At 60.8% G+C, this 14,684-nt stretch carries 16 protein-coding genes; 7 read left to right on the forward strand and 9 right to left on the reverse strand.

What is annotated here, in order from left to right:
• Positions 1-4: 4 nt before the first annotated feature.
• From clpS to MUU54_RS05615, 5 genes are all read right to left on the reverse strand, one after another.
• A complete protein-coding gene (gene clpS / locus MUU54_RS05595) occupies positions 5-358 on the reverse strand; it encodes an ATP-dependent Clp protease adapter ClpS (protein WP_239997783.1) in 354 nt (117 codons plus the stop codon).
• 237 nt (positions 359-595) lie between these two features.
• Positions 596-955: a phasin family protein gene (locus tag MUU54_RS05600; RefSeq protein ID WP_247243052.1), complete on the reverse strand. Its 360-nt coding sequence runs from the start codon at positions 953-955 to the stop codon at positions 596-598.
• Positions 956-1,056: 101 nt separating this feature from the next.
• A complete protein-coding gene (locus MUU54_RS05605; RefSeq protein ID WP_239997437.1) occupies positions 1,057-1,260 on the reverse strand; it encodes a DUF3126 family protein in 204 nt (67 codons plus the stop codon).
• A gap of 123 nt (positions 1,261-1,383) precedes the next feature.
• Entirely contained in the window at positions 1,384-2,208 is an 825-nt protein-coding gene (gene cysE, locus MUU54_RS05610; protein WP_247243053.1) for a serine O-acetyltransferase, read from the reverse strand.
• Positions 2,209-2,319: 111 nt separating this feature from the next.
• Positions 2,320-3,096 carry an alpha/beta fold hydrolase gene (locus MUU54_RS05615; protein ID WP_247243054.1) on the reverse strand — a complete coding sequence of 259 codons (777 nt, stop codon included), beginning with the start codon at positions 3,094-3,096 and terminating at the stop codon, positions 2,320-2,322.
• Positions 3,097-3,249: 153 nt separating this feature from the next.
• Here MUU54_RS05615 and MUU54_RS05620 point away from each other — a divergent pair, with 153 nt between their 5' ends.
• On the forward strand, positions 3,250-3,495 hold the full coding sequence (locus tag MUU54_RS05620) for a zinc-finger domain-containing protein (protein ID WP_247243055.1): 246 nt from the start codon (positions 3,250-3,252) through the stop codon (positions 3,493-3,495).
• Positions 3,496-3,517: 22 nt separating this feature from the next.
• Positions 3,518-4,675, forward strand: a complete 1,158-nt coding sequence (locus MUU54_RS05625; RefSeq protein WP_247243056.1) for an FAD-dependent monooxygenase — start codon at positions 3,518-3,520, stop codon at positions 4,673-4,675.
• On the opposite strand, the gene MUU54_RS05630 is transcribed toward MUU54_RS05625, so the two are convergent.
• Complete coding sequence (locus MUU54_RS05630; protein WP_247243057.1) at positions 4,676-5,866, reverse strand: cystathionine beta-lyase; 1,191 nt, start codon at positions 5,864-5,866, stop codon at positions 4,676-4,678. It lies immediately after the preceding gene.
• A 350-nt stretch (positions 5,867-6,216) separates the two neighbouring features.
• Here MUU54_RS05630 and MUU54_RS05635 point away from each other — a divergent pair, with 350 nt between their 5' ends.
• The 4 genes from MUU54_RS05635 to MUU54_RS05650 all read left to right on the forward strand — a co-directional run bounded on the left by MUU54_RS05635 (position 6,217) and on the right by MUU54_RS05650 (position 10,485).
• Positions 6,217-7,239 (forward strand): amino acid ABC transporter substrate-binding protein, encoded by a 1,023-nt coding sequence (locus MUU54_RS05635; protein WP_247243058.1) that lies wholly within the window; start codon positions 6,217-6,219, stop codon positions 7,237-7,239.
• A 98-nt stretch (positions 7,240-7,337) separates the two neighbouring features.
• Positions 7,338-8,531, forward strand: a complete 1,194-nt coding sequence (locus MUU54_RS05640) for an amino acid ABC transporter permease (RefSeq protein ID WP_247243059.1) — start codon at positions 7,338-7,340, stop codon at positions 8,529-8,531.
• Between the two features lie 4 nt (positions 8,532-8,535).
• Complete coding sequence (locus MUU54_RS05645; protein WP_247243060.1) at positions 8,536-9,693, forward strand: amino acid ABC transporter permease; 1,158 nt, start codon at positions 8,536-8,538, stop codon at positions 9,691-9,693.
• Positions 9,694-9,711: 18 nt separating this feature from the next.
• Positions 9,712-10,485, forward strand: coding sequence for an amino acid ABC transporter ATP-binding protein (locus tag MUU54_RS05650; protein WP_247243061.1), 774 nt, complete (start codon positions 9,712-9,714; stop codon positions 10,483-10,485).
• Between the two features lie 147 nt (positions 10,486-10,632).
• Here the strand turns inward: MUU54_RS05650 and MUU54_RS05655 are convergent, their stop codons facing one another.
• Together MUU54_RS05655 and MUU54_RS05660 are read right to left on the reverse strand one after the other, a co-directional pair.
• On the reverse strand, positions 10,633-11,511 hold the full coding sequence (locus MUU54_RS05655) for a manganese catalase (RefSeq protein WP_247243062.1): 879 nt from the start codon (positions 11,509-11,511) through the stop codon (positions 10,633-10,635).
• A gap of 493 nt (positions 11,512-12,004) precedes the next feature.
• Positions 12,005-12,397: a DUF1236 domain-containing protein gene (locus tag MUU54_RS05660; RefSeq protein WP_247243063.1), complete on the reverse strand. Its 393-nt coding sequence runs from the start codon at positions 12,395-12,397 to the stop codon at positions 12,005-12,007.
• Between the two features lie 577 nt (positions 12,398-12,974).
• Between MUU54_RS05660 and MUU54_RS05665 the strand changes: the two genes are divergently transcribed.
• Positions 12,975-13,800, forward strand: a protein-coding gene (locus MUU54_RS05665; protein ID WP_247243064.1) for an IS5 family transposase whose coding sequence is annotated in 2 segments (ribosomal slippage) — positions 12,975-13,075 and positions 13,074-13,800 — 828 coding nt in all. Because the reading frame shifts where the segments join, the coding sequence is not laid out codon by codon here.
• 21 nt (positions 13,801-13,821) lie between these two features.
• On the opposite strand, the gene MUU54_RS05670 is transcribed toward MUU54_RS05665, so the two are convergent.
• Complete coding sequence (locus tag MUU54_RS05670; protein ID WP_247243065.1) at positions 13,822-14,253, reverse strand: hypothetical protein; 432 nt, start codon at positions 14,251-14,253, stop codon at positions 13,822-13,824.
• Positions 14,254-14,684 lie beyond the last annotated feature (431 nt).

Here is a 14,684-nt window from a genome sequence, read left to right on the forward strand (position 1 = left end):
TTCCTCACTTCTTTTCCATCACGCACTGGAGAGGATGCTGGTGCTGCCGGGCAAAGTCCATAACCTGGCTCACCTTCGTCTCCGCCACCTCGTACGTGAATATTCCACACTCCCCCACGCCATGGTTGTGCACGTGGAGCATGATCCGCGTCGCCGCCTCAAGATCCTTTTGGAAGAACCGCTCCAGGATATGGATGACGAACTCCATTGGAGTATAGTCGTCATTGAGGAGAAGCACGCGATACAGGTTCGGTTTCTTCGTCTTCGGCTTGGTGCGGGTTATGACGGACGTGCCGCGATTTGCGTTGTCTCCGTCGCCGTTCTTTTCGTCTTGCATCAAGATCGGCCGTGCGATCATTTCATTCATTCCCTAATCATCCGGGTCCCTTTAGGTAACTGCAGGTGCCGGACATCAGTTCGCTCATAACTTAGTGCGTCCGGTGCCGATTTTAAGCCCCTCATGCCGGGGCGCAATCACTATTCCACGCAGCGGCCGTGTCGGCAGCAAAAAGATTGGCGCGCCGGAAACAGAAAGACCGGCAGGGCAACCCGCCGGTCTTTATTTGATTCACATTTAATTCACGTCTATGGACGGTCAGGCTGCATCCGCCGCCACTATCGCCGTAGAGGATGGGATGGGCGCCACCTTCCTGTCGTAAGGCCTACACGCAGCCTTCGCCAGATCGGCACAGAGGTCGCTCATCTTCGTCGCCTCGCTCACAAACGCGTCGTAGGACGACTTCATGTAGGTGGCCTGAAGCTGGTAGGCCTCTTCCACACTACGGACCGAAGTCAGCTGTTCCATGAAGGATGCCATGTCCTGGAAGGACCGGCGCGAAAAGTCCGTCGCCTCGGCGGCGATGGATTGGTAGCCGTTCGCAACTTCCGCGTAGCTCTTCAGCATCGCTTCCATTGTCTCTCTGCTCTTGCGGTTGGCATCATCGAAATTGAACATAGCGAGGCCCCCTGTCCATTCGGATTTGCTCATGAAAGGTCAGAGAGGCCGGCAAGTCAAGAGCATTGTGCGGCGCACAAAAATAACTGCTTTGGCGGAAATCAGAGATCGACGTCGAGGATTGCCATCGAGAAGTTGTAGGAGCGGTCGCCGTCCTCGTCGTCGACATAGACCACACCAAGGAATTCTTCGCCCAGATAGACCTCGGCGGAATCGTTCTTCCGCGGGCGCGCCTTGACCGTCATCTGCGGGTTGAACATCCGCTTGAAATAGCCGTCCAGCTTCTTGATTTCTTCTGGCTTCACTTCTTCTTCTCCGTCAGCGGTTCGGTTTCGGCGCTTGTGCCACGGCATGGCGGCGAAAGTAAAGGCGAGGTTGGCTGTCCGGCAGTTTTCGTGCCGGCGGCAAACGCGTCTCTATCGATGATTTTATTGATCAGCGCCGAGCATCTGGTCCATTAGGCGCGCCGGCTCAGAGCAGCCCGCTTCGCCCACGACCTTCGCCGGCACGCCCGCGACCGTGGTCTTCGACGGAACGGCCGTCAGCACGACCGAACCCGCGGCGACGCGCGAGCAGGAACCAATCTCAATATTGCCGAGGATCTTGGCACCGGCCCCGATGAGGACACCATTGCCGATCTTCGGATGACGGTCGGCGCCCTCCTTGCCAGTACCTCCAAGGGTGACGCCGTGCAGGATGGAGACGTTGTCGCCGATGACCGCCGTCTCGCCGACGACAAGGCCTGTGGCGTGGTCGAGGAAGATGCCCTTGCCGATCCGCGCAGCAGGATTGATGTCCGTCTGGAAGACGCTCGACGCGCGGCTTTGCAGGTAGAGTGCAAGATCCCGCCTGCCCCGCGCCAGAAGCCAATGCGCCAGCCGGTGCGTCTGGATGGCGTGGAAGCCCTTGAAGTAGAGGACCGGCTCGAGGAAGCGCAGGCATGCCGGATCGCGATCATAGACGGCTTGTATATCGACCCTCAGGACCGAACCCCATTCCGGCCAGTCGATCATCATCTCGGCGAAAGTCTGGCGAAGCAGCACAGCCTGCATGTCAGGGTGGTCCAGACGCTCGCAGATGCGGTGGATGACGCTGTCCTCAAGCGAGGAGTGATTGAGGACCGTGGAATAGAGAAAGGCGGCCAGCAGCGGATCGTTCTCGGCCGCCGCGCGCGCTTCCTGACGCATCGTGTCCCAGATCGGGTCGACGCTGGCCACGGGCTCGTTCGGTCGGATGTCGGTTCTTGCGGCCATGGCCGTCTCCTCGGTTGCGCAGAGCCATTATATAAAAGAACATTACAGGAAGACCAACGCCCGCAACATCGCTTTTCGCTGATGGTCAGCTTCAAGGGCAATTGATCTCGCTCAGAGCGCTCCGAAGAAATCGAGCACCGCCTGCTTGAATACCCGGTCGCCGACGGCGAGCATGTGGTCGCGGCCCGGAATGTCGAGGGGCGTCGCATGCCGCATCAGGGCTGCCAGCTTTTGCGGCGAACCGGCAATGTCATCCTTGGTTCCCACCGCAATCAGCGTTGGCGCCTCGATGCGGGCCATATCCTGCTCGGAGACAAGATCGCGTGATCCGCGGATGCAGGCGGCAAGCGCCTCGCGATCGCTCTTCGTCTGCTCCGCAAAGGCGCGGAACATCCGCCCCCGCTCGTGCGAGACATCGTCAAGCGACGGGGCGGTCAGCGCATCCGCGATCGGGTCCCACTCCCCGACCCCTTCGGTCATCCCGCTGCCGAGCCCGCCAAGCACCAGCGAACGCATGCGTTCGGGATGGTTCAACGCCAGGAACACGGAAATGCGCGCGCCCATCGAATACCCCATCACATGAGCCTCCGGGATCCGCACGTGATCGAGGAGAGCTGCGGCATCCTCCGCCATCACCCAGGGCCGATAGGCCTCCGGATCACCCGGCTTGTCGCTGCGGCCATGGCCGCGGTTGTCGATGCCAATCACCCGGTAGCCGGCCTCTCCCAGCGTCTTCAGCCAGCCTGGGTGGATCCAGTTGACCAGTGCGCTGGAGGCAAATCCGTGGATCAGCAACACGGGATCACCCGCAGGATTTCCCTCGTCGAAATAGGAGAGTTGGAGGCCATCATGGGTGAAGGAGGAAAATGCGGGGGTATTGAGGTTCATGAAGGGCGGCTTTCTTCTCGGGCCTTGGGAAGGTCTGCGGGATGTAAGCCGGAGGTGGCCTCGTTTCCATCCCCGCTGCGGCGGTTTTTCCACTACACATTCGCCCGCTTGGGCGATAATGTCCGGCGCAAACTTAAAGCATTGGAGACGATTATGGCTGGGCACGGCATCCCACACTTCCAGAACGACGGCGGTCACCGGGTGATCCAGATCGGCGTGAAGGAGTTCATGTGCACCGGCGCGTCCGTCCCTTACGACCACCCGCATATCTACATCGACATGGGTGACGACGTGGAAAAGGTTTGCTCCTACTGCTCGACGCTCTACCGCTACAACCCGGCCCTGAAGCCGGAGCAGACCGACCCTGCGGGCTGCGTCTTCCACGTCAAGGCGGCGTAAGCGGACCGTCCGGCATTTGAACATGCCGACGGAAATCGTCACGATCATCGGAGCGGGGATCGCCGGCCTTGCGGCCGCGCTTTCATTCGCCCGTAAAGGCATTGCTTGCGAAGTCGTCGAGCAGGCGCCGGCGCTCACCGAGGTGGGCGCGGGACTGCAGATCTCGCCCAACGCCTCGCGCATCCTCGGCACGCTCGGAGTTCTCGAAAAGGTGGAGCGGGTCTGGTGCGAACCGGATCACATCAGCCTCGTCTCGGGCACCAACCTTCGCCCGATTGCACAGGTTCCCGCGGGCGGCTTCGCGCGAACGCGCTGGGGCGCGCCCTACGGCGTCCTGCATCGCGCAACGCTTCAAGCGGCCTTGCTGGAAACGGTACAGGCGCAACCGCTCTGCACCCTGACACTCGGTAGCCAATTGTCTGCCGGCGACGTCGCCGAAAGGTGCTCGCAAGAGAACCATCTGCTGGTCGGCGCAGACGGCGTCTGGTCCGAGACGCGCCACCGCATCGCCAACGGCCCCGAGCCGAGTTTTTCCGGCAACGTCGCCTGGCGCTTCACGATCGCGACAGAGGAAGCACCATCCTTCCTTTCGCGCAACGCCGTCTGCGCCTTCCTCGGACCGTCCGCGCACCTCGTCTGCTACCCGCTGAACGACCTCGGCGGCTTCAACATTGTCGCCATTGCCTCTGGGATAAGCCCCGGCGAGACCTGGGAGGCGAAATCGTCCGAAGTACAGCGCCGCATGCTGCTGTCGCAGTTTAGGGCCTGGGACAAGAGGATCCTTGATCTGCTCGCCGATGCCCCTGCTCCAACCTTCTGGCCGCTCTATCAGATGATCCCCGGCCGCTGGCACAACGGCAGGGACACTGTCCTCATCGGCGATGCCGCGCACGCCATGATGCCTTTCGCCGCCCAGGGCGCAGCGATGGCAATCGAGGACGCGTTTGCACTCGCCTCCCATGCGGGCAGTGCTCTTATGCTTCCCCAGGCGCTCAGCGCCTTTGAGGGCGAGCGCGTTCCGCGCATCACGCGCGTCCGCTCCCGCGGCATGTTCAACCGGTTTGCCTATCACGCCCGCGGTCCGACCCGCCTTGGCCGCGATATCGTCCTTTCCCTGCGTCCGCCGCAATCGCTCGCGGCGGATTTCGACTGGCTCTACGGCTATCGCAGCGGCGCCTGATCAGGCCGCCGCGGCGGCCGCAAATCCCGCCTTCAGGTCCTTCTTGAGATCGGCGACATCCTCGAGCCCGATCTGCAACCGGATCACCGGCCCGTCGGTCGGCGCCCTGCGGATCCTGCGGTCCAACAGGTTCACCGGCACCGCAAGGCTTTCATAGCCGCCCCAGGAATAGCCCAGCCCGAAGAGCGTCAGCGTGTCCAGAAGTGCATGTGCCTTCGCTTTGAACTGGCTCGGGTCATTGACCTTGAGCACAAAGGAGAAGACGCCGCTCGCGCCCTTGAAGTCGCGCTTCCAGATGTCGTGGCCGGGAAAACTCGGGAGCGCCGGATGGAGGACGCGCGCCACGTCATCCCTGCCCTCAAGCCAATGGGCAACATCGAGGGCGCTGCGCTGGTGGTGCTCGAGGCGCACGCCCATGGACCGCAGTCCGCGCAGGATAAGATAGGAATCATCCGGCGCGCCGCAGATGCCCATGGTCAGTGCCGCATCCTTCAGCTGCGGCCAATGTGCCGCATTGGCCGACACCGATCCCATAATGATGTCCGAATGGCCGGACGGATATTTGGTCGTTGCGTGGATCGACACATCGACGCCGAAATCCAGCGGCCGGAAGTAAAGCGGCGTCGCCCAGGTATTGTCCATCGTCACCACACAGCCATGGCGATGAGCAGCGTCTGAAATTGCTCGGATGTCCTGCATCTCCATGGTGTTCGAACCAGGCGCTTCGGTATGGACGAGCCTCGTGTTCGGCTTGATCAAGGTCTCGATGCCGGCGCCGATCTCCGGATCGTAATACTCGATCTCGACCCCCATCCGCGTCAGCATCGTGTCGCAGAACTGCCGGCACGGTGCATAGACCGAATCGACGATCAGCGCGTGGTCGCCGGCCGACAGGAATGCGAGGAACGGCACGGAGATCGCCGCCAATCCGGACGGAACAAGAATGGTGCCTGCAGAGCCCTCGAGCTCATCCAGAGCCTCGCACAAGGCATCCGTCGTCGGCGTCCCGCGCGTGCCGTAGGTATATTTCTGGTCGCGCTTCTCCATCGTCCGGCAATCCGGAAACAGGACTGTGGAGGCGTGGACGACCGGGGGATTGAGGAAACCGTGATAGGACTGCGGGTCGTGCCCGATATGGGCCAGACGCGTGTTGACGCCTGCGTCGCCGGACAGGGATGCCTTGTTTTTCATCTGCGGGAGAGCTCTCGTTTCATCGGAAGGCGGCGATGTTGCTATCTCATCCGAACCAGGTCAAGCCGTTGAACCGGCAGTTGATCTTGCTTAATGGCCATGGCGCCGCTCCGGAGCTGCCGCAGCTTTCGGCACCTCTCGCCTAAAATTTGGAACTTTGTCGGAAGAGCGAGCAGATTAAGCATGAAGGACGCCTTTTGGCCACATTCTCACGACCGCAGGCTTGACCATGACGTCGTTTGCGACTGTGATAGCGCTTCCCGCACCGGGAGGTTAGCGGGACGTTGCACTATGCTCACTGGGGGCGCAGGGGCGGCGAAATTAAAAAACACAAGATAAAGGTTGGGAAAATGAAAAAGACGCTTCTGTCAGCCACGATTGGCGCAGCAGTCCTCGGCTTGGGCTCCGCTGCCTCGGCTGCCACACTCGATGACGTCAAGGCGAAGGGTTTCGTCCAGTGCGTGGTGAACACGGGTCTAGCAGGCTTTGCCGCGCCGGACTCCTCGGGCAACTGGACCGGCTTCGACGTCGACTATTGCCGCGCGCTGGCTGCCGCCATCTTCAACGATCCGTCCAAGGTGAAGTTCACCCCCACCACCGCTCAGACACGCTTCACGGCCCTGCAGTCGGGTGAAGGCGACGTGCTTGCCCGTAACACCACCTGGACGATCAGTCGCGATACCTCGCTCGGCCTGAACTTCCGTCCCGTCAACTACTATGACGGTCAGGGCTTCATGGTGCCCAAGGCGCTCGACGTGAAGTCTGCGCTTGAACTCTCCGGCGCTGCCGTCTGCGTCCAGTCCGGCACCACCACCGAATTGAATCTCGCGGACTACTTCAAGGCGAATAACCTCGACTACAAGCCGGTCGTGTTCGAGAAGCTTGAAGAAGTGAACGCCGCCTACCAGGCCGGCCGTTGCGACGTCTACACGACGGACCAGTCGGGTCTCTACTCACTGCGCCTGTCCCTGTCGAACCCGGACGATCACGTCATCCTGCCGGAAATCATCTCCAAAGAACCGCTTGGTCCGGCCGTCCGACAGGGCGACGACCAGTGGTTCGACATCACCAGCTGGACGCATTATGCGATGGTTCAGGCCGAGGAGTTTGGCATCACGCAGGAAAACGTCGATGAGATGAAGAACTCCGAGAACCCGGACATCCGCCGCTTCCTCGGCGTCGAGGCTGACACGAAGATCGGCACGGACCTCGGCCTCACCAACGACTGGGCTTACAACATCATCAAGCAGGTGGGTAACTACGGCGAAGTGTTCGAACGCAACATCGGCATGGAGACGCCTCTGAAGATCGAGCGCGGCCTTAACGCCCTGTGGACCAAGGGTGGTCTGCAGTACGCTCCGCCGATCCGCTGATATAAGAAGTTCGGGCGAGGCGGTCTCCGCCTCGCCCACAGATGTAAATAAAATAAAAGAAAAGACCTCAAAAGAGGTCGCAAGGGGACAGGGCCGGCATGACCGATCACGCTGTAACTGCGCCGCCCGCAGGTCGAACTTTGGCATCCTACATCTACGATCCCAAATTTCGCGGGCTATTCTTCCAGGCGCTGACGCTCGCCATCGTACTCATCGTTGGCTGGTGGATTTTCGACAATACGACTGAAAACCTCCGGCGTGCCAATACCGCTTCGGGCTACGGCTTCTTGAGCGGCCGCGCCGGCTTCGACATCGGCCAGACGCTCATTCCCTACACGAGCGACTCGACCTATGGACGCGCGATCCTCGTCGGCTTTCTGAACACGCTGCTGGTCGCCTTTCTCGGCATCATCACCGCCACGATCATCGGCTTCATCATCGGCATCGGCCGCCTGTCGCACAATTGGCTGATCGCCAAGCTCTGTACTGTCTACGTCGAGATTTTCCGCAACATCCCGGTGCTGCTGATCATCTTCTTCTGGTACAAGGGCGTGCTCGGAGCGCTGCCGCAGGTGCGCGAATCGCTTGAGCTACCCTTCAGCAGCTATCTGAACAATCGCGGCTTGGCCTTTCCAAAGCCCATCTGGGGCGACGGCGCCATCCTCATTCCGATCGCCCTTGTCATCGGGATCGTTGCTGCGCTCGCCATCGCACGGTGGGCAAAGGCGCGGCAGGCCGCTACCGGTCAGCAGTTCCGCACTGTCTCCACCGGATTGGCATTGATCGTCGGGCTGCCTGTTCTCGCCTTCTTCCTCGCCGGCATGCCGCTTACTTTCGATTATCCGGTCGCCGGGCGGTTCAACCTCACCGGCGGGGGCAACATCGCCCCGGAATTCGTGGCGCTTTATCTCGCCCTCTCCTTCTACACCGCATCCTTCATCGCCGAGACGATCCGTGCCGGCATCAAGGGCGTGCCGAAGGGACAGAGCGAAGCCGCGGGTGCGCTCGGCCTGCAGCCGTCGAAAATCACGCGCCTCGTGGTCGTGCCGCAGGCGCTGCGGATCATCATTCCGCCGCTCACCAGCCAGTACCTCAACCTGACCAAGAACTCGTCGCTCGGCGTCGCAGTCGGCTTCCCGGAACTCGTTTCCACCGGAGGCACGACGATGAACCAGACCGGACAGGCAGTCGAGGTGGTGTCGATCTGGCTGGTGGTTTATCTCAGCATCAGCATCGCCACCTCGCTGTTCATGAACTGGTTCAACGCCAAGATGGCGCTGGTGGAGAGGTAAGAGCATGAGCACGCAAGAAATCGGGTTCGTCAGAGCCGACCTTCTTCCACCGCGGCCGGCACCTCAGCGCTCGGGCAGTGCCATCGGATGGATCCGCGCCAACCTGCTGGCAACGCCCATGGACGTTGTCCTCACGGTTCTCGCCGTCGCGCTTCTCCTCTGGAGCGTGCCTGGCATGCTGAGCTGGCTGTTCTTCGAGGCCGTCTGGAGCGGTGAAAACCGCGAAGCATGCTTGACCATGGCCCAAGGCGGTGTCCAACCTGACAGCTGGAACGGCGCCTGCTGGGCCTTTGTCGGCGACCGCTTCCAGCAGTTCATGTTTGGCCGTTATCCGATCGAGGAGCGCTGGCGCCCGATCCTGGTGACGGTGATGTTCATCGGCCTGCTGGCGCCGATCCTCACGCCGCGGCTGCCCTACAAGGGTTGGAACGCGCTGGCGCTCTTCGTGGTCTTCCCGATCCTCGCCTTCTTCCTGCTACATGGTGGGACCTTCGGCCTGGAGAGGGTAGAGACGCCGCTCTGGGGCGGCCTGATGGTAACCCTGATCCTGTCCTTCGTTGGCATTGCGGTGTCGCTGCCGGTCGGGATCCTGCTGGCGCTTGGCCGAAAATCGGACCTCCCGGTGATCCGCCTCTTTTGCGTGACCTTCATCGAAGTCATCCGCGGCGTGCCGCTGATCACCGTCCTCTTCATGGCCAACGTGATGCTGCCGCTCTTCCTGCCGACGGGTTGGACGATCGACAACTTCCTGCGAGCTCTGGTCGGCGTGGCGCTGTTTGCCTCCGCCTATATGGCCGAAGTGGTGCGCGGTGGCCTGCAGGCCATTCCGAAGGGGCAGTACGAAGGCGCCGATTCGCTGGGCCTCAGCTATTGGCAGAAGATCCGGCTGATCATCATGCCGCAGGCGCTGAAGCTCGTGATCCCGGGCATCGTCAACACCTTCATCGGTCTGTTCAAGGACACCTCGCTGGTTTCGATCATCGGCATGTTCGATCTGCTCGGCATCGTTCGTCTGAACTTCACCGACACCGACTGGATCACGCCCGTCACGCCGATCACCGGCCTCATCTTCGCCGGCTTCATATTCTGGCTGTTCTGCTTCGGGATGTCGCGCTATTCCGCCTTCATGGAAAGCCATCTCGAAACCGGCCACAAACGATAAAGATCAAAGGGGAAAACAATGGCTGAAGCCCAACCCAGGACGTCTTCCGTCTCCGCCACGGATGCCGCCGTTGACATCATCAAGATGAACAAGTGGTACGGTGATTTCCACGTGCTGCGCGACATCAACCTCAAGGTAATGAACGGCGAGCGCATCGTCATCGCAGGCCCATCCGGCTCCGGCAAGTCGACGATGATCCGCTGCATCAACCGCCTGGAGGAGCACCAGTCGGGTACCATTATCGTCGATGGCATCGAGCTTACCAACGATCTGAAGAAAATCGACGAGGTTCGCCGCGAGGTCGGCATGGTGTTCCAGCACTTCAATCTCTTCCCGCATCTGACGATCCTGGAGAACTGCACGCTGGCACCGATCTGGGTCCGCAAGATGCCGAAGCGGGAAGCCGAAGAGATTGCCATGCACTATCTGGAGCGGGTGAAGATCCCCGAGCAGGCGAACAAGTATCCCGGCCAGCTCTCCGGCGGTCAGCAGCAGCGCGTGGCGATCGCCCGCTCGCTCTGCATGAGCCCCAAGATCATGCTCTTCGATGAGCCGACTTCCGCCCTCGACCCGGAAATGATCAAGGAAGTGCTCGACACGATGGTCAGCCTTGCGGAAGAAGGCATGACCATGCTCTGCGTGACCCATGAGATGGGCTTCGCCCGCCAGGTCGCCAACCGAGTCATCTTCATGGACCAGGGCCAGATTGTCGAAGAAAACGAACCCGCTGCGTTCTTCGACAATCCGCAGCACGAGCGCACCAAGCTCTTCCTCAGCCAGATCCTGCACTGAGGTTTGGGCACATCGCCGATCTCTGAAAAGGGCCGGTACAGATCGCGCACCGGCCCTTTCGTATGTTCGCAGTCTGCGATCGGGTCAGCGACAGATCACCGCCTTCCGGAAAGATGCCGACGCCCCCTTCCCTTCGCGGCACCTCCCTTAAGAAGACACCGGCGGCATCGGCTTCTTCGGCGTGCCGTGTAGCCGCGGATCGAGCTGAGAAAGCTCGGTCACCTCTTCGCCAAGCGGCTGCGGATCGGCGAGATATTCGAACTGCCCCTTGCCGTCCGGCGTCGGGCCTTCGGCCCACTGTCCCTGTCGGCTCTCCGTGCCTTCCGAGCAGTTCCAGAACTGATACGCCACCTGGGACAGCTCCTTCTCCTGGGGAAAGCTCATTGGCGCTGGCGTCTGATCGAGGCCGTCTTCCTCAAGTTCCTTGATAGCTGCCAGCCACTGGTTCTGGTGCATGGTATCGCGCGCGATCAGGAATGACAGCATGTCGCGCACGCCGGGATCATCGGTCATCTCGTACAGGCGGCACACCTGCAGGCGACCTTGCGATTCGGCTGTCACGTTGAAGCGGAAGTCGGCCAGCAAATTACCGGAAGAGATGGTGTAGCGTGCATTCCAGGGATAGCCGACGCTGTCGGTTGGGGTGGCCCCCATGCCTGCTACGATCGCATGCTGCGGGTTCATGCCGCCGACAATGACGTCCTCCACCCGAGCACCGCCCATGACAGCGCCGATGACGGAGTCCTTCGCGGCGTCCTCGCGCACCTCCACCGGAGACGTCTCCAGAAGGCGGGCAATCATCGTCGCCAACATTTCCACATGCGCGATCTCTTCCGTACCGATGTCGAGAATCATGTCACGGTACTTGGCCGGAGCTCGGCAATTCCACCCCTGGAAGAGGTAGGTCATCATCACGCTAATCTCGCCCCACTGACCGCCGAGAACCTCCTGCAGCTTCTGTGCATACAAGGGGTCCGGTGCCGACGGCTTCGCATTGTACTGGAACTTGTTGGTCCTGAAGAACATCGCAGTCTCCTCTCTCGTTAGGCTGTTGCGCCCCGCGAACAAGCTGCGTGTAGGAGAGTTCCCGCCCTTCTCTCCGCTCCCCGGAAAAAGTTTCACCGGAAGCTCATCTTTGTAAATTGAGGAGCATGACAAGTCGAAGAAGTTGAGCGCCAGCCATCAGCGAGATACACGGAAATAAGACGCAAAGAACGTCGGAACAAACGTCTGATCGCTGCGGACCAGCGATCGGCGCTGAGCCCTACTTATCAACTTCAACGAAGAGATTGGTGGGTAATGTAGGGCTCGGAACCTACGGCCCGCTGATTAAGAGTCACATCGCACCGAATTCGACAGCTGTGGACAGCGCATTGCGGCCAAGTTCATCTCGCTCTCCGAGTGGCGGCACATGGAGAGCCAAGGTCTTCCTCCGCGCTTACGTCAATTCGCTGAACGTCGGAAGACCGAATAACCCGACGCAGGCTGCGCCGGGCTACAATTGCGATCTACGGCCGGATCAATCCAGTACCTGGACCACCGTATAGGTCTGCGGGTCGACGATCACACGGCGTTCGTTGACGTAGGTGTAGGCGTATTGAGGCGCCTCTGGGATCGGCGTCAGCACAACAGTCTGTGGAAGCGGCTGCCCAACCACGACCTCTGTCTGCACCATTACAGGCTCAGCTGGCATCGGTTGTTCACGAACATAGGTAACAACACGCTCCGGTGGCGGATCGATGGCCGTTCCAAGAACCGCACCTGCAATGCCGCCGACAGCTGCACCAACCGGGCCGCCCACGATGGCGCCCGTAACTGCACCACCTGCTGCGCCGCTTGCGGTGCCTTCTTGCGCGATAGCTGCGGTGCCGACGAGAACAAGCGACGCGGCTGCGATGATAATCTTCTTCATGGCCATCTCCTCAGGTTGTGGCTGGCAACTCAACGTGAGCTTGCCAGTCCCGTTCCTTGATCAGACCTTTGCAGAGGCGCCGTAGGACTTAAGTCCCTGAGCATCCCGCTGCGGTTCATCTGCCGTTCATGTGGCGCCGCCCAAAGTTCGCACTATGCTAAAGCACCTACCCAATCAGAGACCCCTTTCTCCTTCTGACCTGGATGTCCTCGCACGGGTCCTCGACGCAGCTTGCGATTGGCGAGGGATCGAGCGATCGGACGTAGACGCGCAGCATATCGCCGCTGAGCTTGTTGAGCTTTATGAGCACGGCGTGAGGCAGGAGATGGAGCTTAGAGCGCTGATTAGTTGATTAGCGCGTGGGCTCGTCTGTCCACCCGCTCACGCAGCAGCCGCGCTACAGGCCATCGCAGCGGCGAGCAAAGCTGTGGGTGAATGGCCCGTGCTTCCGATACAATCCATTCCACGTCGCGACTTCGAGTCCGGAGGGCCTGAAAAGAGCCATGTAAAGCAACCGCTTGAGAGAGCAGTTAGCCACAATTGTTTCCGCAACGTTCCACCTCATGGCCAACTTTGAATGGAACTTGGGGAGAATACTACTCCGCTGCGACTATGCCCGCGTTGCCACTCGTACGCAAGTGATCTGAGCGACGTTGAATGGGCGCTGATCGCGCCGCAGACCTGCGCCAAAGCCGCTCGGACGGCCGCGACTAGCAAACCTGCGCGAGGTGGTGAATGCGATCCTCTACATGGCCGCGACCGGGTGCCAGTGGCGCATGCTGCCGAAGGACTTCCCGCCCTTCACCACGGTGCAGAACTACTTCTACGCCTGGCGCGACATGGGCGTGCTTCGCGCCATCAACAACACGCTCGTCACGGCGGCCCGGGAGCAAGAGGGCCGGGAGGCAAGCCCGTCCGCCGGCGTCATCGACAGCCAGTCCGTCAAGACCACCGAAAGCGGCGGCATCCGGGGCTTCGATGCCGGTAAGAAGATCAGCGGCCGCAAGCGCCACATCGTGACCCACACCAGCGGGCTCTTGGTCGGCTTGGTCGTCCACAGCGCAGCGATCCAAGACCGCGACGGTGCCGCAGAGATCCTCAAGTCCATCGTGAAGCGATGGCCGTGGCTTCGCCATGTCTTTGTAGATGGTGGCTATGCTGGCCCGAAGCTGAAGGGTGCGTTTAAAAGGATCGGACGTTTTGCGCTGGAGACCGTCAAGCGAACGGATAAGGCAAAGGGCTTCGAAGTGCTGCCGCGCAGATGGGTTGTGGAGAGGACTTTCCCATGGCTCGGGCGATGCCGCCGACTGGCCAGAGACTTCGAGAGAACGATCGCCTCAGCCGAAGCCTGGATCCTCGTCGCCAGCATCCGCCTGCTCACGCGGCGGCTCGCAAGACAATGAAATCCAAGCGATCATTATGATTCAAGCCTTATATACCGCCTTCTCTAGCTCCGCAACCACGGAGAAACTCGCTTCAAGATAGTCGTACACTGGCGGGTCCAAGCGACTGCCCCCACCGTGAGCACCGGAATTCCGCACTGCGTAGCAAAGGGCCAGGCGGCCGAAGTAGTCCATCCGGTCGACAAGCCCGTTCTTCCCGCCGTTGATCTTGCGGGTGATCGTCTCGATGTCGGTCTGGTCTGACCAGGTGTTGAGCTTGCGGCTCGTCCAGAGCGCCGCGAGCGGCAGCCCATCCTTCGTCGCCTTCTCCCAAAGTGGCTGCATTGCCGCCGGCATTTCGATCTGCGCCTCGGTGCGGTGAATAACCCAGCCATGCCGTGGATTGTCGGATGAACGATCTCCGGAAACTGCGCCCGCTTCTGGTAGGCGCGTATAGCGCCTGGCCGCCGTCATCCTGGGCCTTAAAGCCGGACGGCTGCGGAAGGTACTGTGTCCCCGCCCTCCCCGCCCCCTTTACTTCCTTCTCGCCGGCGGTGGTGTCGCGCATCAGCGACCATCCGTCAGCACGCTCAATGTAAGCTGGGTGCTTGGTGTCGACGGATAGGTCATCAGGTTCAGAACCTCGTGTGCCCGGAACAATGCCGGGAGATTTGTTGTTGCTGGTGCAAATCAGGGAGTCGGCGATGACAGGCAATGATCAACCCATCAACCAGACGTCACAGAGGCTGCCAGGAGACGAGACAGAACCCGGTTCGAAGCAATCGGCCGAACACATCTGCCTCGCGTTTGCTGCCAGCGGCGAGCAAAGCGGCAGGCCCTGCGCTGATTGCGGCGGCACGGGAACTGTGACGGTAATTGTCGGAGATGCTTAGCTAGCATCATGT

Source organism: Pseudorhizobium tarimense, assembly GCF_022968135.1.
In the GTDB taxonomy this organism is placed as follows: Bacteria; Pseudomonadota; Alphaproteobacteria; order Rhizobiales; family Rhizobiaceae; genus Neorhizobium; species Neorhizobium tarimense.